The sequence below is a fragment of the Flammeovirga pectinis genome (assembly GCF_003970675.1).
GTDB classification, from domain to species: Bacteria; Bacteroidota; Bacteroidia; order Cytophagales; family Flammeovirgaceae; genus Flammeovirga; species Flammeovirga pectinis.
The window spans coordinates 4,390,496-4,414,828 of record NZ_CP034562.1 but is presented as its reverse complement, the minus strand read 5'-3'; the positions used below and the strand labels follow the sequence as shown (position 1 = coordinate 4,414,828).

At 33.3% G+C, this 24,333-nt stretch carries 13 protein-coding genes; 2 read left to right on the top strand and 11 right to left on the bottom strand.

Features of this window, described 5'->3' with window-relative positions; genetic code table 11:
- Positions 1-175: 175 nt before the first annotated feature.
- A complete protein-coding gene (locus EI427_RS17555; RefSeq protein WP_126617188.1) occupies positions 176-6,109 on the bottom strand; it encodes a PKD domain-containing protein in 5,934 nt (1,977 codons plus the stop codon).
- Between the two features lie 132 nt (positions 6,110-6,241).
- Entirely contained in the window at positions 6,242-6,877 is a 636-nt protein-coding gene (locus EI427_RS17550) for a helix-turn-helix domain-containing protein (RefSeq protein ID WP_126617186.1), read from the bottom strand.
- 390 nt (positions 6,878-7,267) lie between these two features.
- Between EI427_RS17550 and EI427_RS17545 the strand changes: the two genes are divergently transcribed.
- Complete coding sequence (locus tag EI427_RS17545; protein WP_126617184.1) at positions 7,268-8,731, top strand: hypothetical protein; 1,464 nt, start codon at positions 7,268-7,270, stop codon at positions 8,729-8,731.
- A gap of 99 nt (positions 8,732-8,830) precedes the next feature.
- Positions 8,831-10,276: a hypothetical protein gene (locus EI427_RS17540; RefSeq protein WP_126617182.1), complete on the top strand. Its 1,446-nt coding sequence runs from the start codon at positions 8,831-8,833 to the stop codon at positions 10,274-10,276.
- A 318-nt stretch (positions 10,277-10,594) separates the two neighbouring features.
- Here EI427_RS17540 and EI427_RS17535 read toward each other — a convergent pair whose 3' ends face one another.
- The 9 genes from EI427_RS17535 to EI427_RS17495 all read right to left on the bottom strand — a co-directional run bounded on the left by EI427_RS17535 (position 10,595) and on the right by EI427_RS17495 (position 24,311).
- Positions 10,595-11,971 carry a sulfatase-like hydrolase/transferase gene (locus EI427_RS17535; RefSeq protein ID WP_126617180.1) on the bottom strand — a complete coding sequence of 459 codons (1,377 nt, stop codon included), beginning with the start codon at positions 11,969-11,971 and terminating at the stop codon, positions 10,595-10,597.
- A 283-nt stretch (positions 11,972-12,254) separates the two neighbouring features.
- Positions 12,255-13,289 (bottom strand): DUF1254 domain-containing protein, encoded by a 1,035-nt coding sequence (locus EI427_RS17530; RefSeq protein ID WP_205727875.1) that lies wholly within the window; start codon positions 13,287-13,289, stop codon positions 12,255-12,257.
- 188 nt (positions 13,290-13,477) lie between these two features.
- A complete protein-coding gene (locus tag EI427_RS17525; RefSeq protein WP_126617178.1) occupies positions 13,478-14,611 on the bottom strand; it encodes a hypothetical protein in 1,134 nt (377 codons plus the stop codon).
- Entirely contained in the window at positions 14,612-16,543 is a 1,932-nt protein-coding gene (locus EI427_RS17520; protein ID WP_126617176.1) for an FAD-dependent oxidoreductase, read from the bottom strand.
- Positions 16,544-16,702: 159 nt separating this feature from the next.
- A complete protein-coding gene (locus EI427_RS17515; RefSeq protein WP_126617174.1) occupies positions 16,703-17,242 on the bottom strand; it encodes a peroxiredoxin family protein in 540 nt (179 codons plus the stop codon).
- 181 nt (positions 17,243-17,423) lie between these two features.
- Positions 17,424-18,059, bottom strand: a complete 636-nt coding sequence (locus EI427_RS17510) for a T9SS type A sorting domain-containing protein (RefSeq protein WP_205727874.1) — start codon at positions 18,057-18,059, stop codon at positions 17,424-17,426.
- 37 nt (positions 18,060-18,096) lie between these two features.
- Positions 18,097-21,063 carry a hypothetical protein gene (locus tag EI427_RS17505; RefSeq protein WP_126617170.1) on the bottom strand — a complete coding sequence of 989 codons (2,967 nt, stop codon included), beginning with the start codon at positions 21,061-21,063 and terminating at the stop codon, positions 18,097-18,099.
- A gap of 210 nt (positions 21,064-21,273) precedes the next feature.
- Positions 21,274-22,821, bottom strand: a complete 1,548-nt coding sequence (locus tag EI427_RS17500; protein WP_126617168.1) for a sulfatase family protein — start codon at positions 22,819-22,821, stop codon at positions 21,274-21,276.
- Complete coding sequence (locus EI427_RS17495; RefSeq protein WP_126617166.1) at positions 22,821-24,311, bottom strand: sulfatase-like hydrolase/transferase; 1,491 nt, start codon at positions 24,309-24,311, stop codon at positions 22,821-22,823. The genes EI427_RS17500 and EI427_RS17495 overlap by 1 nt, the downstream gene beginning before the upstream one ends.
- Positions 24,312-24,333 lie beyond the last annotated feature (22 nt).

The window sequence follows — 24,333 nt, the reverse complement described above, 5'->3', positions numbered from 1 at the left end:
TAAGAACTTATTTCGACAGAAAATCAGTTTTTTACATGAATTTTTCATAAAAAAGTGACATTTCATTTTAATTCAAATAGTGAGTAAATAATTACAATCTATTTTTTTGAACTAAAACAAAATGCCACTCTACTATAATCTTTAAATAATTATAGTTTTTTTTTAATAAAAAGAATTACTCTTTTACAAATTGACGAATGGTATTTTGTCCATCCGAAGTTATAATTTGAATAATGTACATCCCCGTACCGTACTCAGAAATTTGTAACTTAGGCACAATAGATTCTTCAATCCTATTGCCTTGAATACCATATACTATTACTTTTTCAAAACCAATTGCATAGATATTTAAAACATCTTTAGCGGGGTTAGGATAGAGTGTAATTGTAGTTTCTAATGTGGCTATTGTTGCTCTACTATTACTACCACAAGTACCTTTTAAAATCCAAACACCCCATTGGCCAGAATTAGAAGCAGGATTAGTACCTACAGTCCACCATTTATTTTCATAAATGTTACCGTTATACACTACTTGCATTCCACCTTGTGTATACTCTTTAGAACTCGACCACTCTTCGTATCCATCACATACTGTTGGTAGGATGGTAGTTTCTTTTGGTAACACATTAATAAATACATTATCTGTAGTTACAGCTCCAGTATTGTCTGTTACTTCTAAGAAAATTGAGTACTCACCTACTGTTAAGGTAACGTTAGCAGTCATTCCTTCCGCTATTAGCGTACTTCCATCATACCATTTATATGCTATAATAGTTCCATCACTATCAGTACTTAAAGATGCATCTAATAAGATAATTTCAGTACCATTATCATCTGTATCTTCAATAGTAACATCTGTACCTGCATCTGCAATAGGTAACACATTTACAGGTGGAGTAACAGTATCTTCTGTTAATGTACCATACACTTCCACTTCCCATAAAGAATTCCCCCATTGTGTTGCTCTGTTTGAGAAATAGACTCTAACGTATCTTGCTTGCGCATTTAAAACTATAGTTTCTACGCCCCCATTACCAGTATTCTGCACATGTACTTCTGTCCATGTTTGAGCAGTATTAGAGACCTCTATTTTATATTGATCCGCAAAAGCATCTTCCCAATTTAATACTACACTAGAAATCGCATACTCATTTTCTAGATCAATATAAATCCATTGAGGATCGGCCCATGCACTTGCCCAACGCGTAGTTAAATCACCATCTGTAATTGCACTACCTTCACCGGCAAAGCCATCTGTAGAAGAAGTTTCCACATCTTTATATAATGCAATATTAGACAATTCTACTGGAGGTAAATTCTCACTAACTACCGTTATTGTTACCAAATCTGTAGAAGTTAACCCATCATTATCTACAACTGTTAAGCTAATTACGTGCTCTCCAACAGGTAAATCTATTGATAATGTTTCTGATGTTCCTATTTCAAGATTATCTAAAACCCATGAATAAGAAGAAATTACTCCATCTGTATCGTTACTTAATCTACCATCTAAAGCTATTGTTTCAGTACCATTTCTATCTGTATCAATAACTTCTTGGTCTGCTCCTGCATTAGCTGTAGGACGTAGTGCAATTACTTCATCAAATGGTCTTTCAACACTTGGAAAACCTTGGTGTGTAGACCAATACGCTTCTAAAGTATTTGCAGCAGGTTCGTTGTACCATTCAGAATACTCATTAATATTAATAAGATCGTAAGGAGCACCACCAAACCAAAGTAAGAAAGAATTGAATTTTGTATTCTCTGTATCATTTACATATTGAACAATACCTTGTATTGCAATTCTAGCATCTTCCATTTGTTGCACATCAGTAAGAATTCCATCGCTTCTACCTGCAGCATTCCAAGCATCCACATCCCAAACGTTTGGAGCGGCTAAACCTCTCCATCCCATTCCGTACTCACCAATGTGTAATGCAGGAATATCTTGTGCTGCAATTCCTAACTCTTGCATTAAGATCTCGTTAATGAAATTCTCTTCGTGTAAAGCCAATGCATTTTTAACATCTGTTGGAGTTGTTGCTCCTGTAGATAAAATATCTAATGGCATATACTGAGAAATACTTACCTCGTCAAGACCAGCTATGTATTCTCCAATTTTTAAGCGTGTTGCTTCTGTTACACCCGGACGATCCAAAAATAAATTAGGATCTTCTACTTCGTTACTTGGTGTAATTCTTTGTAAATATTCATCGTGGTTTTCAAGTCTTCTCAAATACTCAAAATGATGACAGAAATTATGACCTAGTGTAATATGTTGTGCTACATCAGCATAATCTGTTGCTAATAAAGTGCTCACTTCCTCTCTTAAAGAAATCCATTGTTCTGGATAATTTAGTATCGCATCCATTAACTCTGCTCCTAGATCATATCTAATTGGAGTTATTGGTGCACCTGCTTCTCTAATCGACTCAACAAGCATTTGTAAACCTGGTAAAATAATTCTCTCCTTGTAACCTATTGTTACATCCGTTGGGTCTAGTTGGTCGAATTTACCTCTCCAATCTTGACCACCAGGAATAGTATTTAAATTATCTCTAGCATCTCCTAAAGGCATTGCAAATTTTATAGGATCTACATGCGGACGATAGTTTACATAGAACCCTTTTTGAATTAGTTCTTTAATTACCGTTTTCTGTAAAGCTATTGAAGGTGTTTTTTCTCTCCCATCTAAAGTTGTGATTATTCCTTCTGCATAGGTATCTATAAAGTAGGTAAGATTAATAGAAACATATTCTATACCCCAACTTTCCATTTTACCAATATGTTCAGTATAATTTTCGAAATGAGATACGTCCCATGTTGTCCAATGTATACCTATTCTAGAGGGTTTTTGGTTAGTTGTATTGATAATAATTTGGACAATTTTTGAGGCTGATTTACCCTCATTGTCTACTACTGTAAGTGTAACAGCATGTACTCCAACAGTAAAAGATACTTCTGTGGTTGCTCCATTTGCTATTTCAACTCCATTTTCAAACCAAGTATATGCTACTATTTGACCATCTGTATCTATACTATTTGTAGCATCTAAAAGAACAACTTCTTCTCCGTTTTCATCAGTATCTGTAACCGTAACGCCATTAGCTGCTGCAATTGGAGGTAAATTAACTCCTACTGCTTGTACCGTTATTTCTACTATATCTACAGAAGAAGCACCTTGGTCGTCTCTTACTTGCAACTGAATACTTGTTGTCCCTACTGGAAGCTCTAAGTTTACTATTTCACCTTCTGCCACAATTACACCTGCATCTATCCATGTAAAATCTGTAATTGTACCATCATCATCGGTACTAGCAGACCCATTTAATGTAACAGTTGCAATGCCGTTTCCATCAGTATCAGAAACTATTTGATCGTTACCTGCATTGGCCACAGGAATTCTGTTTGATGGATTAACAACTGACACCATAACATCATCCTGACTTGTTGCTCCTTGATCATCTGTAACTTCTAGAGTAATCAAATGATCGCCTAAAGAAAGTGCTAAAACAGGCGAGCTTCCGTTCCCGATTTCTACATCATTTTCTTTCCAAGAATAATTTACTATTGATCCATCCGAATCAAAAGATGAAGCACCAGAAAGGGTAATATCTGCTAAACCATCTTTGTCTTCATCTTCTACAATTAAATCAATACCTGCATTTGCTACTGGAACTCTATTCTCTCCAGAAGTAATTACTCCTCTTAAGTTATCTATTGTTATAGTTCCACTACCTGCTTCACCTCCAAAATAAAAAGCAATTTGTGTAATTGATCCTTTATCGACTGTACCATTTATTGCACCGCCCCAACTTGGGTTTTCAAAACTAGTAAATGGTAAATAAACGTCTTCATTACCTTGAATTTGAACAGAAGCCTCCCAATATTCTCCAGAACTTTCTAAAAACTGAAGTAAAAGAGTACGATCAGAGTTATCACCTTTTAAGGCAAATCCAATACCATCATACCCCAATAAATTAGCATTCATTGTTCTCGTAATTCCTGCGTAAGAAGAGAAGTCATACGTTAACTTCATCCCTTGAACACCTTCAGAAGGAGCGTTTATATCTGTACTTACATTTACAGTTCCCCCACTAGGATTTTGTACCCATGCTGTTGCTATGGTAGAAGAAGTATAGTTCTCAAAATCGTCTATTATAGGCGAAGGCAATTGCGTGATAAAAGATTGCGTTCCTCCATCAATTGTTTCTTCGTACAACGAATTATATGCCGTTACCGACCAATAATATGCTGTAAAATTTGATAGCTTTTTTGAAGAAACAAACGACGTTCCATCAATACTTAATTCATCAATAACTGGGTTAGACAAATCACTTGATGTAGAAACAACTAAGTGATAAAATTCTGCATTATCAGACGTGCCCCAAGCAAATTCTGTAGCCGTAGTAGGTACATCATTCAATAAAGGTAACACTGGAGAAAAAACGCCAACTGGTGGTGGAGGTGCTTGTGTAGAAAAAGAACTTACGTTACCCGCTACTTTATTTCCAATATAATTACTCGCTTCTACTTGCCAATAATACGTACTGTTGTAAGCCAATTTATTTGACTGCTCTAAAGAAAATGATGTCCCTTTAATATCAGAATATACAGTTGGATTACTAAGGTTACTCGAAGTTGAAATAGTTAATGTATAACTAGAAGCAAATTGAGCTCCTTCCCATGAAAAAGTAGGGATTACACTAACACTTTCAGCTGAATTTGTTGGTGATAATTTACCAAAATCTCCAGGTGCAGATTGGATATTTTTCTCTAGCATTCGTTGTCCGTGAGCCGTAAGTACAGGCGCTGTATACGGATCAAAACGAGAATATTGATGCCCATCACCTGGCCATTTTACACGGTATAACCAAATCTCATCTACTGGCGTTTGTGTATCACAGCCACCTTCAATTACTGTGGTATAACCTGCAGTTGGTGGTTCCGAAGCCGAAGTATTAATACCAACTAACATCCAAGAACAGTCACCTGCCATGTTTGTTTCGTTAATAATATCTGTATAAGCCTTCATTACCTCAGCTCTCTCCTGGTCTTTAGTTAAATCCCAAGTACCCGTATACGCTTTATCGTACTCCTCCATAATACAAGGTTTATTTAAACCATGTGCTACTTCTACGTGGTAAGCTGTCCATATTTTACCCCATTCTAAATCCTTGCTCCAATTGTCTGTTGCATAATTATGAATAGTCCCAAAATCAATATTTGGCAGGTTGATTAGTCCGATCCAATCACCTTGTCCCCCTGCATATTGCCAATCCTGTGTAAGTAAATCCTTTCCATTTGCTTCTCTTTCTGCATTTATCTGACTTACCTCATCATAAGAATAATTAAAAAGGCCTTCATCTCCCATACTTACCATGTGGTAAGGGTCTTTACTTTTAATGTAAGTCGACATTTCATCTGCCCAATTTACATAAGCCCCCACTGTAGCAGAAGTAGACCTAGCCTCGTTTGTTAATTGCCAAGAGAAAACGGTAGGATCATCTGCATACTTTCTACCCGTAACAGTGTTTGTTCTCTCTAACCAAGAATCTACATACCCCTTATAGATATTTTTCATCTCGGAGTTAGTGTAAAAATCTGTAGCAGCACCACCCGTCCAATTGGCGTATTGTTGCATACCTCCAAAGTCCGACCAATAGTTCACAAAAACAGGAATACACTTAAGATCCCTTTTTTCCAACTCAGCCATAATAGAATCCATGTGCTGATACCCTGCCTCGTTGTACGTGTAAGGAGCAGATTGAAAACTGTAGCCATCATGTACTTTCTCGCCATCCATAAAAAACCACATTCTTACCACTTTTTGGTTTAAGCAAACCATACCATCTAAGATATCTTTTGCCATATCCATAGATTTGTACATCATGTAGTAGTTGTTTGTACCAGAGAAATAATACGGTTCTGTACTGCCATTCTGATTGTTCCTCATGAACAGCGTGTCTTGTGCATAAACAATTCCAGTTGGTACCTCTGGATTTTGTGCTTGTGCATTGGTAGTGTTTAGGCAAATCACTACAAAGAGCAAAATGCTCGATAGTGATAAAAAGTAAGCCCATTTCATTCGTTTCATACTTTTCTTCATAGTTAAGTTTGCAAAAAAATTATGTTGCTAAACTCTTGACTTTTAAAGAAGAAAATGGGGTGTTTTTTTAAAAATTAGTGGATAAAAAAAATATCCACCTATTAATTTATAGCCTTTTAAATGTATTTAAAGCTACTTTTTTAAGATTAAACCAGAGAGTATTTCATTTTGCACCTCTTCCGTTTTAAAAAACAATTTTCTATACTGACTCGGTGATTTTTTCTCTTGTTTTTTGAAAGTTTTACTAAAATATTTAGGGTCTGTATAACCCACCTTATACGCTATTTCCGAAATATTATTTGTTGTAGAAACTAACAAAAACTTAGCTTTTTCAATACGTTTGTATTTGATGTAATTGACTAATGTAGTACCCTTTGCTAGTTTAATTTTTTGTAATAACACAGGCCTACTTAACCCTAAAGAATGTTCAATATCGGTAACCTGAAAATCAACATTAGAAAGATTGTCTGCAATTATCACATCAATATCTTTAATAAATTCTTTCTCAAATACATCCGTATACATCTCGTTTTCTCTAATAGAAAAATAATTACTATACGGTAATAACGATAATATAAATACAACAACTATTTCAAAAAAGAGTCTAAAATAAAAGCTTATAGAGGTTGAATTTAAAACTTTCAGCTGTAGTTCGGTCCGATGTAGGTAATATAACTCACAACTAATAATGATCATAACTAATACACAGCCTAAAAGAAGGTTGTACCGATTAATAGTAATACTTTTTGTTAGTAGCTTTCCTTTCATAGTTAATTATTTAGTGTAGACTTCATTTAGGATATATTCAAATGTAAAGCGTACGTTTAATAATTAGGTAGTCATTTTTAAAGATATTAAAGGTCATATCTTTCTCTATTAGACTATTTAAAGAATTGCTTTTAGGTAATTTTTAATCAAAAAACATCCTAAAACACTTTAAAAGTGATTTTACGTGTAATATTCGTCTCCTACTATACTATCAGAAATAGCATTAAAAGGAGTCAATCTGGAGTGTAGGAGAAATATCTTATCAAGATCTAAGAATCAAAACCTATAAAATTATCGAATGACTATATAGTTTAAACCTAAATAGTTGTGAATTTAATTCACCATATCATCTTAATAAATGTCCTTTTAGCGAACAATTATATAAAAGTTATGAAAATTAATTCTGCGATTTCATCAATATTATTTTTGCTGATTATATCTAATTTATCATTTGCTGATACTTTTAGGCCAAAGTATGGAAAGACATTCACAGATATAAGTCAATGGGAAAACCCTAATAATTGGGTAAGGATAAGTAGAACTGGAATACATACTTTCCCTACAGATGATGACATTATTAAATTTGGAGATAATAAAAACAAAAAGTCAAGGAAGTTGTCAATTGATTTTGACTTAGCTAGTCATTATAAGAATCTTATTTTTGAAAATGCAACAACTACTGATACGGATGCTGATGGTTTTATTATTAAGCCTAATGGTATTGTAAATGCAAAAGATATTAATATTAATAATGGAAAATCAATCATTAGTATTAATGGCGAACTTATTGTCGAAAACAATTTTTACAGTATCGGAAATGCAGGCAAAAATGTTGTAGTTAACGTTACTGGTAACTTATTTATAAAAAATGATCTTACAGTAAGACAAACACATTTAAATATTACAAAAAGTGGAATTGTAATTACTGATAATAATTTTAACGTTCCATTTAAATACTCTCAACAAAACTTGAATTTTTTAACCATAAATGGTGAGTTCCACATTAATGGAAAAATGAGAATACATCCTCTTGGTTATAAGGCGCATATATGGAATATTGTAGGTTTAAAAAAAGCGAAGAATAAAAGTCAATATAAACTAGACTATATAAAAAAACACTTTCATAACTTTGATAAAGTAATTCAGCCTTCACCTGCAACTAGTAACGGTGGAGCTCTGACAGGAAAATTATTTGTTAATCCATCTAGTTTTCAATATATCGATAATTCAAGAAGTCCTCAACCAATTGATTCAATACCGTCTACTATTTATGAATTATTCTTTGGGTTAAATACACTTCAAAAACCTACTAGTATAGGAAAAATCTTACCTGTAGAATTAATTTGTTTTGAGGCAACGGCTCATGAAGAGATTATAGAGCTAGAATGGACAACAGCATCAGAAATTAATAGTGATCACTTTGATATTGAAATTTCTGACGATAATATTCATTGGGAAATTAGTGAAACTATAGAAGCACAAGGTAATTCTCAAGAGGCAGTAGAATATGAAAGTGAAATAGATAGTGAAGAAATTCAGTTTGTTAGACTTGTTGAGTATGATTTAGACGGAACGAAAGAAGTTTTTAAAACCATCGAATTTAATAAAAAACAAGATCTTCAACTTGGCGTTACTGTCAATCAAAATAAATTTTCATTCCGTTTTGATCATCCTAGAAATGGGGTACACGATATTGATATTATACTATATGATCTACAAGGTAATATTATAAATAATAATCATTTTAATAATACTGTAGATACTAAATTCACTATTAATTCTTCTCTTCATGGCATGTTTTTATTGTCTGTTTTAGTAGAGAATAAAAGGATTACAAAGAAAATTTATTTGTAATCACTTTCACTAAACAGAAAAATTAAAGTGTTGAAAGCATTAGGTTAACAACAACAAATAAACGTGTCTATCGCTTTTTTAGAGTTGTCTCTTATATAAATGAGAAAAATAATCCTCCCAATATTACTAATTTCAACAGCAATTAGCTGTAATAAAAAAGATTCAGAAATAACTCCTTCTCAAGAAAATGAAAAAGGTTTAAAAGTAGATCAACTAAAGGAGACAGGTGAATCAGCTATTGAAAAAGCAAAAAAAGTGCTTGAAAAAGCTATACTAACTTCTAAACTAGTTACTCAGAAAGAGGTTGCAACTCAAGAACAACTTAACAATGCCAATGAAGCTATTAAAAATGCTAAAAAGGAAGCTTCTAAAGCGACTAATAGTGTCGCAAAAAAAGCTGCCGATGATAAAGTAAAAGCTGCTGAAAAGAAAAAGGAGGAAGCAATAAAAGCAATAGATAAGTTAAAAGAGGTAATATTAAAAGCTGAAGAAGCAATAAAGGCAGCTGAAAAAGCATTGGAAACTGTAAAGCAATCTGAAGAAACGAAAAGTAAAATTGCAGCTGAAAAAGATGAAAGCAAAGTTAAAGAGCTCAAAAAAGAACTAGAAAAAGAGACTGAAATTGCTGATAAGGCTAAACTTGAGGCTGAAAAATCTACAGATGATGTTACTAAAGAAATAAATATTGAATTCTCGGATATAAAGAAAGTAAGTGAAGAGGCTTTAAAAAAATATGAAGTAGAAATGAAAGCATCTTTAGCTCGAGTTAAGGTATTGTCTACTACAATAAAAGGACATACTGATATCATTGAGCAAGAGAATAAAAAAACACTCAATTATCAGACATTAAAAGATGTTCAGGCTTTCAAAAGATCAGTAGAAACTGCAAAACAAAATGCAACTAACCTTTCTACTTACTTAAATGAAATGGTTGTATTAAAAGATAAAATGCACAATGAAGCATTTAATCATTCTATGTATGGTACTGAACAACAAATAATTGCACGAACTGAAGAATTAAGAAATAATCTTGAGGCAATAAAAAAAGAGGTTAAAGATGCTGATTACTATATTAGACTAGCAAAAGGTCAGGTATCATCTATGGAGAATCAATTCTCAACTTTTGAAAGTGATTTAAATACTCAGAAAAATAGAAAATTAATAAACCTTCAATATGATTTAGATGCTGCTAGAATCAATCTTAAAAATGCAGAAAAAGCATTAATCCATCAGTATGTTCAGATTAAAAAATGGGAATTTAAAATTATAAATCATTCTACTAATATTAAGCAATTTGAAGAACGAATAAAGATAGAAGAAGATTTACTAAAAAATCTACCCTCAAATGTTGACGAAAAGGTTGTCAAAAACAATATAAAGGAATTAAAAAGTAAAATCGATAGTGAAAACTTGACTTATAACGAGAACTCTATCAGAAGTAATATTTCTATTGAAAAGGGTAAAATAGATTCATTGAAAAAAAATATTGAAGATGCTAAGCAATTAGTTGCTGTTCGTGAACGAGAGTTGCAACAAGCAAAATAAATTTACCATTATAAAAGACACTTTTCAATAAGTGTAAAAGTATAAAAAAGTGTATATCAGGTAGCTGGTATACACTTTTTTCTATATATAAGGGAGTGTAATCTGAACGCTGTCTTTTGAGTTTTCTGATAACTCGTAACTCTATTTATAGGTATCACTAAATAACCTTTCTCTACCTCTATTAAAAGTGCTCATAATTGTGAAATTTCTGAATTACTCTCTACCCCTTCAAAAATATCAACATAGTAAACCAAGAAATGTACATCAGTTAACTACTAATGCACACTTCTTAAGTATATATATTCTAAAAAATATTTATTAATTATTCTCTTGCGGATAACCTCCGTATGGATAATGAGAACTATCTTCTCTTTCGTTTTCAAAAATCTTAATTACCTTCTTTACTAACTCAGGATACTGCTCTGCTATATTTTTTGTCTCAGATATATCTTCTTCCAAGTTATAAATTTCTACTGGGTTATTTACACCGTACCTAACGGCTTTCAACTGACCAATTCGAACTGCTTGTCTAAAGTTTTTTGGACTTCTGCCATTGCGTTGAAACTCCCAATTTAAATACTCTCTTTCTACAGGTTTTTTACCTTTTAGAACAGGTACTAGAGATATTCCATCATTTGTTTTTGGAGTTTTTATTTTTGCAACATCAGAGAAAGTAGCCATAAAGTCAACTCCGCCACCAATAAAGGTGTTGTCTGTTCCTTTAGCTGTTTTACCTGGCCAATACATAATTGTTGGTACACGTACTCCTCCTTCGTAAACATCTCTTTTGTATCCTTTTAGATCACCGTTACTATTAAAAAATTTATAATCGTGGTACTCCCCTGTTGGGCCATTATCGCTTGTAAAGACAATGAGTGTATTTTCTAGTTCGCCCATTTCTTCTAGTTTAGTTAACATTCTACCAATTTGCTTATCCAACAATGTAATTTTAGCAGCATGTCTTCTTTCTTCTGCAGGCCAACCTTTATCAGCATAAAGTTCTTTATTATTAATGTAGAACTCGTGAGCATGTGGTGCTCTGTACGACATAAATAAAAAGAAAGGTTTGTCTTTATCTACAGTGTCTAAATATTTAAATGCCAATTCAGACCTAAATTCATCTTTAGAGTCCCATTCTTTTTCGTTGTAATAAATAGAATCTTGTCTGCCGTTAATCCAATGCATTTGCTCGTCGAATTTTTCTCCTTTATCAGAGATTCCCCACTGTTCTTGGATAGCATAATCAAAACCTCTGCCATAGGCCCATGTACTTAAATCTTCTGGAACACCCAAATGCCATTTCCCAATAAAAGCCGTTTGATAGCCTGCTTTTTTCAAAACCTCTCCAAGAGTTTTATCTTTTTTTGATAGAGAAACTCTTCCAAAGTTATCGTCTTCTACAAAATACCCATTGTTACCTCTAATTGCGTTTCTGCTAGAATTAACACCAGTCATTAAGACTGCTCTTGAAGGCGAACAAACTGGACTTCCAGAATAGAAATTTGTAAATCGAATTCCTTTTTTTGCAAGTGCATCTAAGTTGGGTGTTTTTATTACTTCCTGACCAAAACAACCAAGTTCTCCGTACCCTAAATCATCGGCAAGTAGAAATACAATATTTGGTCGTTTGTCTTGTGAAAAAACAAAATTAGGGAGTAGCCCCAACATCATTAGTAGTACAAAATATTTTTTCATTTTAAATTAGATTAGACTATTTGATAGTTAAAAAAATCCATTGATTAATTGTTATGGAGTTCATTACAAAGAAGAGGCTAGTACTTAAAAAACTAGGATAGTATATTTTCAAAAATGTGCGAATATCAGTTCTGTGCTAAATTTTTGTAGAAAAATGTTCCAAAAAACTACAATGAGGTCTTTATTTCTGTTAGTTAGTGTGGCATTGAAGAAGTAATAACAGCAGTCTAGTTATCCAAAAAGGCTTTAACTAAACTGCCATTCTATAAATGTATAGGCTAGATTATTTACTTACTTTTTTAATAAGTATTGTAGGGTTATACCCTTTCTTGTCTTCGCTTACCATTTCACTTGGTCCATAATGACGCATCAGAACGTTGAATTTACCTGTTGTATTCCCTTCAATAATTGGAATATTATTTGGCTGACCGTCGCAACCAAAGCGAACAGTATATGTTCCATCAGCATTTTTTACTGGGTTCATTTCGCTAGATACATTTGCTATATCATTAAACATTCTCCCATCACCATTGTATACTGTAGCAGACCAAAAATAAATATCTTTAGGGTCTGTAAAAGTCATCTCGTAACAACCTTCTGCATCTAAATATTGGCTTGTTTGGTAAATGTTATCTTGTACCATAGCACCACCCCAGCCTCCAGCTGCACCTACATAATTCATGTATTTTGTCTGTCCGCTTTCTTTGTTACCAAATGCTTTCGATTGATCGTAACCATCACTAAAATCTAAATTTCCTGCTTTATCAATTGCTTTGAAAGATTTCATGTCCCATTTTTTCAATTTAAATGGTTTAGCACTCCCAGCTTTAATTACTAAGTTCTCACGAATATCACCATCTAATGCTCTTACAATAACAAATGCATGGTCAGTTTTTGCTGTAAGTTTATGTGTGCCCGCTCCATAAATCATGGGTTGTGTTTCGTGGTTTTCGTCAACAACCTGAATTGTTACATACCTGTCAGTTGCTGGAACTGTAACGGTAACGTCTCCGCTAGACATATCAATTACAGATACCGAATAAGGTGTGTCTCTGTTCATTCGAACCACAAATTGTTCTTCTGGGATACTACTCGGAACAGGCATTGTGAAAAATTTATTTACACCTCCCGTTTTCTTTAGTACTGCCGCCAATCTTAAATTAGTATAGGCTTGTGGAAAGTTATCTTCTGTAACAATAGTTGCTGTTTCTTCTACCTCTGTTTTATTCGAGTTTTCAGAATTTTCTTTTTTAGTACTTTCGCAAGATACCATTAATCCTACACAAAGGAGAGCACATAAAAGTTGCTTTTTTTTCATAAAATAGTGTTTGGTAGTTACTTATAAATCTTAGTTATTTTTAATCTAAAATTTACAGTTTTCTACATCATAAAGACGTTTTGAATGTTTGTTTTATTGATGTTTTTGAACATCAGTAAAATAGTTAAAACTTAACCATAAGTAAGATCTTTATAAACAAAATGAAACACAAACTTCTGTCCTTTTTTTTACTGTAGTACCTTCTTGTTTACTCTTTTATATTTTTTCATCGCTTTTAATTGCTCTTTGGTTAGGTTTTTATCTTGCAGATACCAATAAGCCCTTCTAGAAAAAATTGTATTATTGGAGAGATACTTTATCACATAGACATTTATTTCAGCACTTTCTAATTGTCTTTTATCTAGTACATGAATAAAGGCATCGAACTCTGCATAATCTGAAATAAGAGGTAGGTTTCTGTATAAATCAGTAACAAATTTAGGGGATATATTTTGTGCTGAATTAAATAAGTTGCGCAGAAAATGAATACGCTTTTGAGGAGTAATTCCATGAAACCAAACAGCATAGTATTTATAAAAATCGGTTTGATTTGCCTTTTCCAAATATTTGACTAATAACCGAACCTGATCATCAGAGTACATTTCTATTGAAGCTGTCAGTTCTTCCCAAAATGCAATATTGTATAACCCTTGATTTACTATTGCATTTATAGTATAATTCTGTTGCTCTCTTCTTTTACTTTTTAGAATTGTCAATAATTTTTTAGTAGACGAATTTTCTGCAGAAAATGCTCTAATTTCACCTACAGCATCACCGTATACCCAATGCCATAATGTGTAACAAGTCCAAGTTGCTCCAACAATAGATTCACCTTCTTCTAACATTATTGCTGTTGCTCCAGAACGTCCATCTAGCTCCTCTCCTTCCCCATGTGCATAGGTTTTTGTAATTTCTCCATATGTCAAATTTTTAAAAGGAGATTTTTTATCTGATAAAATGTTATGTAGTAATTTATAATCACTTTCTGAAAATGGAACAACTTTATTCTTTTCTAATTTTTCTAAAGTTGCTCCATTTATCATCTTAAATTCTTGATACTCACCAAACTTATTCCAGACCACTCGAACAGGTACAACTTTACATACTTTTTCTGCACATAATACAGATTGCACATCAATATAATACAACTCATTATTTGTGCTTTTTGATGTATTTAAATAATAGACTCCTGTCTCTCCTTTTGTAAGACCAGGGTGATTGAGGTAGACTTTTTTTCCTTTCGGGTCTTGAATATCAACCATACCTACTATTACAAACAATAGTAGTATTGAGAATGCTATTTGTGTGCGAGTAGTTTTCATTTATGCGTAACAACGAACTTCGAATAATGTGATATTTTCTTTGCCCCAAGTTTCTTTAAGACGTAATCTTACTCCAGTAGTTTTTACTTGATCGAATTGCATTTTAACTAGTCGAGTAATATTGTTATCTACTGAATTTACAGTTTGCCAAACTCCATTTTTTCTAACTTCTACGATTGCAGATTTTACTAATTCTGGAGGAATTCCAATAACCTGTCCCTTATTTTTCTCGGGGTTTTTATGCATCATAATCTTACGTTGAAGGTTGGTATCTCCTTTAAATTCTACGCTTGATAATTGAATTGGCGTATCCCATTCCATTTGTAAATATGCATTATTTCCTTTTGATTCCCAATGGTTTACTTTTCCAATTTCTTTTCTAGATATTCCATTTGTTAAAAGTTTTACATCACCTGAATTGGTAGATGAAGCAATGATTGTATTTGCTTTATGGAGTAAATCTTTGGGGTCTACTGCAGGGCGGTTAGGAATATAAACATCATCACGAAGTAACTGTTCTTGCAATACATCAATCTTATTATTTGCAATTTTTCTTGGTGTCCAATTGTGTTTCACACACAATGCTGCTGCCGTTCCAGATGCTTGTCCCATTAAGCCACATGTTGCCTGAATTCTTGTAGAAGATAATGCCATGTGTGTTACACTTACATTCCTTCCTGCAAACAGAAGGTTGCTAATATTTTTAGAATACAAACTTCTAAAAGGTACTTCGTAGAGCTTATTAAATTTTGCATGAAAATAACTTGGACGTTGATCTGGACTTTCTATTCCACCAGGGCAATGCTCGTCTAACGACCAACCTCCGTAGGCAACTGCATCTGGAAAATGTTTGTAGTTTTGTAAGTCATTTTGATTAAGCAGATAATCTCCCATAAACCTACGCGACTCTCTTCTACCCGGTACAGAACCGACCCAATCTAAAGCAATATTTTCTGATTCGGGGTATTTGCCTGAGTTTTTCACATAGTCCCAAACACCATGCATGTACCCCAATAATTTATGTCTATTTTCTTCTTGATCTGCAACAATATCAAAATCACTTCCTAATTCTACCCACCAGAAACCCTCTTTCATTTGCTTAATTTTACGGTCGTGCATTTTATCTGCCTCGTACTTAATTGCAAACGTTGGAGGAATATATTTTACAAGGTGTCCCATGTCTTTCGTGATCATCATTACCGACGCACCCATTTGCCAACCATCTGCTTTTTCTGGGGCAAAAGATTCTCCAAATTCACCTCTTGCTTCTCTTCCTGTTCTGTATTCTGCACCAGCTTGTGCAGCCATTAAACCATCTCCAGAACAGTCACAAAACATTTTAGCATTAATAGAATAATACGTTTCTGTAGACCCCTGCCAACATAAAATTGAAGTTATTTTATCTTTTTCAGTAGTTGCATCAATCGCCTGTGTATTCACCATTACGGTTAAGTTTTCTTGGCGCGTACAATAATCATAAATTACGTGGTCCCACATAGGGTAAGATTCTTGAGGATTATAATACCAATTCTCTATCTGGAATTCTTCTACAATACCCGTTTCTCTTTCTACTTTATGTTCATTTTTTAAATTCTGAACACCATTAACCGTTACACGAATTTCTGAAGACGCATTCCCTCCAATTACAGAACGATCGCTCAAAAGAATTGTCTTTGCTCCTGTTCTAGCCGATGCCACAGCGGCACAAATTCCTGCTATTCCTGCCCCAACTACAACTACATCGCATGTTATTGTTTTGTTTCTATTTGGTAGCCCTTTCTTCCCTTCTCCAACCTGAAACCAGTTGTCTTTATCTCTATCTCCTACATCAAAAGTAACGGTCTTTTTATCTTTAGCACTGCTTGTTAGTGGTAATAAACTCGAGGCAATTACTGCCCCAGATGATTTCTTAAAAAAGTCTCTCCTTTTCATATCAAAAGTAATATTCAGTTCATTTCATCATACATTTCTTAACCAAATATATTTAGAAATAGACCTTTTAAGATCTCTATCCATAAACGAAATGTATCTTAAAATAAATATGTCTTTTATATGGAATTCAAAATAAAAAATTTTACTAAAAGAGATTTATTACAACGCTTTTAAAGCTTCAATTTTCTGAAGAATATCAGTACTGTCATTCACTGGATCATGATGAAGTAATCTATCCATATTTTTATCTACTAAAGCAAAGTGAGACAAAGGCCAACTATAATAAAACTCATCCAAATCTGGAAATAATTTCAAACCTATTTCCTTCATATTTTGTTTTGGTTTTTTCCCTTTAGTATTTACAATAAAGCTTCTAAAGTCTGGAGGAACAAACTTCTCTATATGCTGAATTTTCGAGTTCTTCTCAAACAAAAATACTAGCTCAACATTTAACGCATCAAACTCTTTTTTTCTTTTTACCAACTCCATTACATCCTTAACACAAGGGGAACACCATGTGGCAGTTACCTCTAGTAATACATATTTTTTAGATGATTTAGCTACAACTGAATCTAGTTGATCTAATGTAATAAATTCTATCTCGGTACGTATTGTATCAATAACTGAATGATGTAATTGCATTGCATTTAAAGTACTTACTACTGTATAAAAAACAAGAAATAATAATCTGGTTTTCATAGTTGTTAATTGATTTAGGTCTTAGTAATAATTAGTTTCTGAAAACTAGCATATTTAATTTAAAACAGACACGCAGTTAACATCTGTCAACAATAATTATATAATGGAAATAAGATTTAACCAACAAAAAAAGACCCTAAATAATGTATTTAGGGCCTTAAAACCTTATTTCTGTATATGCTTAATTAACTATTATTTTCTTGTTTTGAAATGATTTATCCGTCATCTGAATACGTAGAATATATACTCCTTTTCTGAAAGAAGGAATAGGAATTCTTTCAAAATCTGATAAAATTTCTCTCATTAATTGTCCTTGAACGTTGTATATAAAAACAGATTCAATACCTTCTCCTCTAACGTTTATTACATCTTCCGCTGGATTAGGGTACACTTTTATCTTATTCCAATTTTTAGAAATGTCAGTTACATCACTTACTTTTTCTAACTGAATAGTACCAAAATATATATCTGCAATTACTTCATCATCATTTTTTAATGGAATATGAAAACGGGCATTCCCCTCTTCAAGACGTTCTTTTATTGTTACCTTTTCTGAAAGCGTTACCCATTTTCCTTTTTCTATTCCATCAATAGTAAAAGGAACAGATACCCAAGGTGATAAAAATTGAAAGTAGAATTTATTTAATGTATTCTCAGATGTTAGAAAAACCTCTACGGATAGATTGTAATCTCCTGCTTCCAAAACTTCTACAAATAAAGTATTACTTTCTAAAACAGTTGAAACTATAGGTCCAGATAATGTATCTGAGAGTAAACTATTTGATGTTGCTTTAACGTCTATAAAAATTGATGACACTAGTAAGACGAATAATGATATATTAATGTAAGACATATTATAATGCTGTTTGAAGTTCTACATCTAAGAAAAGAAAGCCACCACATGGAATTTCTACCTCTACTTCGCCAGAAGAAAAAGGTATTGATTTACCCGAAAGTATATCTGTAATTTTGACTGGGTTTACAGTATGAAAAGTTAATTTTGCAGTTTTAGCACTTGGGTTTAAATACCCTCCGTCTATTAATGTTACTCTTAAATGTTTGGCATCTGATTGTGCTGCAACCCATGCTACATCACCCTTTACATTAAGTGGAAGTAGTTTTGCTTTTTCTTCAATTTCTTCTTTAAAAGTGGCAGAATAAGAAGGTGCTGAAAAGGACGAATTCCCATCTGCAGAATAAAATTGATCTCCATCAGAAATAAATTCAGAAAGAATATCTTTATATAAAGGGTGTAAATGATCTACTAAATTTCCTCGTGGTAATTCTTCAGGTACAAAATACTTGTTTTGTGGAGGGGTAATCAATACAATACCATTCGGGTAATTTGGAAGAAAATTTAAACGTCTATCTTTTACGTTCGCTGCAATTCTAGAAAAGTCCCATTCATTTGTTGGCGATGCTGGCCAAGATCCATTTAATCTATCAAAAAGCATGTTCGTTTCATCCTTTCTGCCTTCGTCAAACCATGTTAACCATTTTACCCTGTTACCATCATGAATAAATCTGTCTGTAGGATTTACAATACTTAAATGAACTGGCGATATGCTTACAATTTCTTCTCTTTTAGGTACATAGATCACGCCTTTTTCTACCATCTCCCAAAGCACACTGGTGTACTGTTGGTCTACTGCAAAATTATTAATATAACGTGCTCCACTAGAAATATTATAAATCATCTGACGCAAGAAATGGTTAGGTAGCATTTGGTGTGAACGCTGACGTAATCGAATATAACTTGGGTTGTCTCTTGCACTTCTTACACCCCAATTATTTAAAGCTCCACTAGACCATACTCCCATTCTAGCAGCAATAGAAATTTCCATTGTTTTGTCTGTGGTTTCTTCCATTGATGGCACAAAAACATCAGAAAATTCTCCATTTAACACCCTAGACCAAAATGGTTTATAAATAACCGATGACCAAAATAAATGCTTTGTACGGATACTTATTGTAAGGTTTTTATCTTTTCCATATTCTGCCAAAGGATACAAAAGATCGTTCATTACAAATTCGAACTCAGAAGATGTACTTTCTAACTCTGGATAAATAAAATTAATCCGTTTTCCATTGGCCGCATCAATAATTTTTTTCTTAGTAGCTACACTATAAAAATAAGGGTCGTTTCCGTGTCCACCCCATGTATTTAAACCAATTCCCTCTTCATAAAGTGGCGTTAAAGTCGTAAGTACTTCTTCTTGCGACAATGTATAGTTTTTTCGGGCATCCCTTTTATTTTTATATGTCTCATTTTCCATCTCAGACCTGTCCCAATTTTCTACTTTAGGCATGTGCTTATTGGCATAAAATTGCGCACCATAAGTATTGGAATTCATTTGCTCTATTATAGGTCCAGTATATTCATCCTTTTCATCAGAAACAAAATAAACCTCTAAGGGTACTCTTTCCCTATTTGGGCGCTGAAAACTAGCTACTTGTTCTCTAACTTTCGTTGAGTTTTCTAAAATTTTAGCAATATTTCCCGGAGGATCTAATGCAGGAAACTCCTCAATCCATTCTTTATTATTAATATCTATAACATGAATACAAGAACCTCCACTTTGTGCACTCGCTAATAATAAACGGTTGTTTTTAGTATCTTTAAAAAGGTCATTATATGCATATTTATTGCGTATTATCGTTCGTTCTCCATCCGCACTGAATGTAGTTGAAAAAAGAAAAATACGTGAACCAAATAACGTTAAGTAATGCGTTTTTCCATCAAATTCTATTACTTCAGGTTCTACTATTCTATACCCAAACCTATCGTACTCTTTTTGCATATCAGGAAAGAATACATAATCACGGGTTTTTTCTTTTAAGTCATATACCTCAAATTGAGAATCGGTTACGGCAGTCGATGTTCCCAATAATACTTTTACTTTACCGTCTACTTTAACCACATTTAAACCACCTACGGGCTTTCTTAAATCTGCACTTACAATTTCGTAAGGAGTATCTTCAAAAGGATTAAAAAAGTATAATGTTCCATCACCAGCGTTGCCATTATGAGCTCCTTGTACTAATAATTTTTCGTTTCCTTCTTCATCATAAAACTTCTTCAAAAAGTTATTAATGTGTTTCTTTCCTGTTGGAATTACATCTTTGCCCCATGCCTTATCCATTGAATAAGATGTGTTTTTTACTTCTTTTTCTAGTATACCCTCTTTATTGATATACAGAATACTCATTTCGAAACCTCCGGTTACAACGTATGCATTTCCTTCGTGATGTGCTACAGTAACCGAAAATAATGGTGCTTCTGTATGCTTATATGACCAGAGGAGTTCCCCATTTTTATCAAGGCAATATAACGTACCATCTGCATTGGCTGCTAGAATTTCATCGCTTCCATCTTTGGTAATATCTTCGCACCAAATATCGTGATTCGTATAGCCAGACAACTCATTCTTCCAGAGAATATTCCCATCATAATCTACTCCCATAAGTAAACCATCATAATCACTTGCAACAATATACGTTGTTTCATCTCTTACTGCTGTACTTACATTTAATATTGTTTTTCCTGTCTCAATACTATATATATGCTTTAACTTAGGGTTAGAAATTACCTTTAAATGCATTGCATCTTTAGTATTTGTTGGGTCTTTTTCTATCGCCCAAAAGTTCGTATTATCAGCAGACCAATCTAAGGATTCATTTTTATTAAAATCATAGCTAAAACCTTCTTCTTGTGCTCGTACATCAATTTGGATGAGACAAATAATAGCTATTATTTTTAATAATTGACTGCATCGATGTTGTACTATATTTTGTGTAATTGTAGTAAAATTCAATATCATTTCAAGTGTGTGCTTTACTGGTTAAAAATAGATAGAGTATTGAAATTTGACCCTTTTCTATAAGAAGCTTGTCCTTACAGATACGTAAAGTGTACCTATCTGTGTATTTCAGAATTTTGTGCTTTAAAACTTGATTTAAACCACATTAGCGTATAAAAAAAGGACTAAGATCGAAATCCTACTCCTTTTATTTTTCTTTTTAAAAAGCACTTATCTTAATTCATAGGTTTCAGTTTTTGAGTAATCTCCACCTCTTAACACTACAAAATCGTGAAGTATTTGCTGTAACTTTTCTTTATTCTCTGAGGCTAAATTGTGTTCTTGCTTACTATCATTTTTTAAATTATAAAGTTGAAAATCTGCTGCATTTCCAATTTCTATATTTACTTTTTTAAGTGATGCAGGACCTTTATAAGGAGGTATTAATACCCAATCTCCTTGTCTAAACATGGTTCTTGATGTAGCCTCTAAAATTAACTCTTCTCTCCCAACGTCTGATGTGCCTAAGAAAGTAGCCAATAAATTTTGTGCATCGTTTGAGGGTACATCTACACCTACTAATTGTGCTAATGAAGGCAGTAAATCCATCTGACAAACTAATGCATCCGAAACATTTGGCATAATTTTACCTTTCCAGTAAGTTATAAAAGGTACTCTTGTACCCGCCTCAAAAAGACTGTATTTTCCACCTCTTAAACCTGCTGTTGGTGTATGTGTTCCTAGTTTTTCTTCGGCATCATCATAATAACCATCATTTAAAACAGGACCATTATCACTAGAGAAAACTATTAGTGTATTTTCTAGTATACCTTCCTCTTCTAGTGTTTTCATAAATTCTCCAATCATCCAATCAGCTTCCACAATTACATCTCCGCGAGGCCCCAATCCTGACTTTCCTACAAACCTAGGGTTAGGTGTTCTTGGCACATGAGGTTGCTGCATTGCATAGTATAAGAAAAATGGCTTCTTTTTATGCTCTTTTACATACGTTTGTGCTTGTGCTAAGAAATGATCTGCCATGTCAACATCAGACCATTTTGCAGACGTACCTCCTTTCATAAATCCTATTCTCGGTATTCCGTTTACAATACTGTTATTATGTCCATGATGCCACTTCATTGTTGTCAGCTCAGGATGAGAAATTGCAGTTGGTTCTCCTTCAAAATTTTGTTTGTAATTTATTTCAATAGGATCATTAGGATCTAAACCTACAACATCTCCATCTTTTATATATACAGTAGGCACTCTATCTTGTGTTGCTGCCATTATATAACTGTAATCAAAGCCAACTTCATTAGGTCCAGGCGTCACTTTTTTGTTCCAATCTACATTTCCATCACCTAAACCTAAATGCCACTTCCCTACAATTCCGGTCTGATATCCCGCTTTTTTAAGCATTTTTGGAATAGTCATTTGGTTTGTACCTATTATTAAAGGAGCTGTTCCAGGTAATATTTTTGCATTTTTATTTCTCCATGGATACGCTCCTGTAAGCAATGCGTACCTACTCGGTGTACAAGTAGCCGATGAAGAATACCCATCAGTAAAACGTAAACCACTATGGGCCAAATTATCTATATTTGGCGTTTTTAATGCCTTCGCTCCATAGGCTCCGACATCTCCATATCCTAGGTCATCAAGATAGATAAAGACAATATTTGGATGTTGTTTTTTATGGTCTACTTCCTCTTTCTGTTTAACAGAAGAACAAGCAAATAATCCTATAAAAAGAATGGTTAATAAGGTTAACTTTTTCATTATTTCACTTTTTTATTTCTTGTTTTAAATACTGCTTGGGCATCAGATAGATCAACTACTTTCCCTTCTTCTAAAGCAGCCCAAACGTTTGGTAATTCTGTTTTTAAAAAAGCTACAAAAGCTACCGATTTAGGAGCTTCTGGCTTCGAATTTTCAAACCCTCTATCTGTATACTCATTCTGCCATTCTGCCATATATCCTTTTAATTGGTCGCCTATTTTTTTGTATTTCTTATCGTTAATTAAATTATGTAATTCATGTGGATCTTTTTTTAAATCATACAATGCTTCTTTATCTTTTGTTGATGCAAAAAATACAGATTGGTACGCATCTAATTTTCCTTCTTTATTTAATTTTCTCATTACATGAACTGCAGGGCGGTTGTATTCCAAATAGGCTTGGTGTGCATCATAAGGAACATCTGCAAAGTAATTCTTAATGTATTTATAACGTTTTGTTGTAATAGCTCTTGATCTATCCTCAATCTCATCCCAAATGTCTCGGGCAGAATACACATAGGTTCTTTCTTCTTTATCAAAAATTGAAGTACCCGTTGCATAGGTTGGTAATTCTGCTCCTGCAAGAGAAAGTATAGTGGCAGATAAATCTGAAAAAGTAACTAACTGATCATCAACTTCCCCTCCTTTATACGCCTTAGGATACCAAACAATAAGTGGTATTCTCAATCCAGAATCAAACACATACCCTTTACCTCTCACATTACATCTTCCGTTATCTCCTATAAAAATAATGATGGTATTATTGTATGTTCCATTCTCTTTTAGTTCATCCAAAAGTAATTGCATTTCGCTATCTGCATACTCTATCTGGTCTAAATAAGTAGCCCAATCTACTCTAATTTCTGGAGTGTCTGCCATAAATGGAGGTAAGACAATATCCTTAGGATCAACTGGGTGTGTAGATTTATTTCTAATATCGTTCCACCAGTTTCCTCTATGAGTCACCTTTAATTGTACCTGTGCAAAAAACGGTTTTTCTTTGTCTTCTGTTTTAGCAGATTTCACATTAAACAATCCAAAATTATTTACCCCATCGTATGTACCAACAGGTTTGAATTTAAAATTACAATCTATTTTTTCACCTTTTGTAAATACATTTTCATTACCTATAATAGTCTTATAACCAACATCTTGAAGCAATTTAGTAATAGGTACAAATTTTTTATCTAAAGGTGTATTTCTATTACTTCTATGGTTTTGGGCATTGGTAATATTTTGGTGGACGCCTACCATTAAAGCAGACCTACTTGGTGAACAAATAGAGTTTGTACCAATACAATTTGTGTACTTTATTCCTTCTTCGGCTAGTCGGTCAAAAGTTGGTGTTTTCACTGCTTCCATTCCATAACAAGCCAAATCTGTACTAATGTCTTCTGCCATCACCAATAAAATATTAGGACGGTCTTGTGCATTAATTATTTGCCCACTAAATAGCAGTACAAATAATAGGTAATAATTATTCAATTTCATTTCCTTCGGTATTAATTTGTTT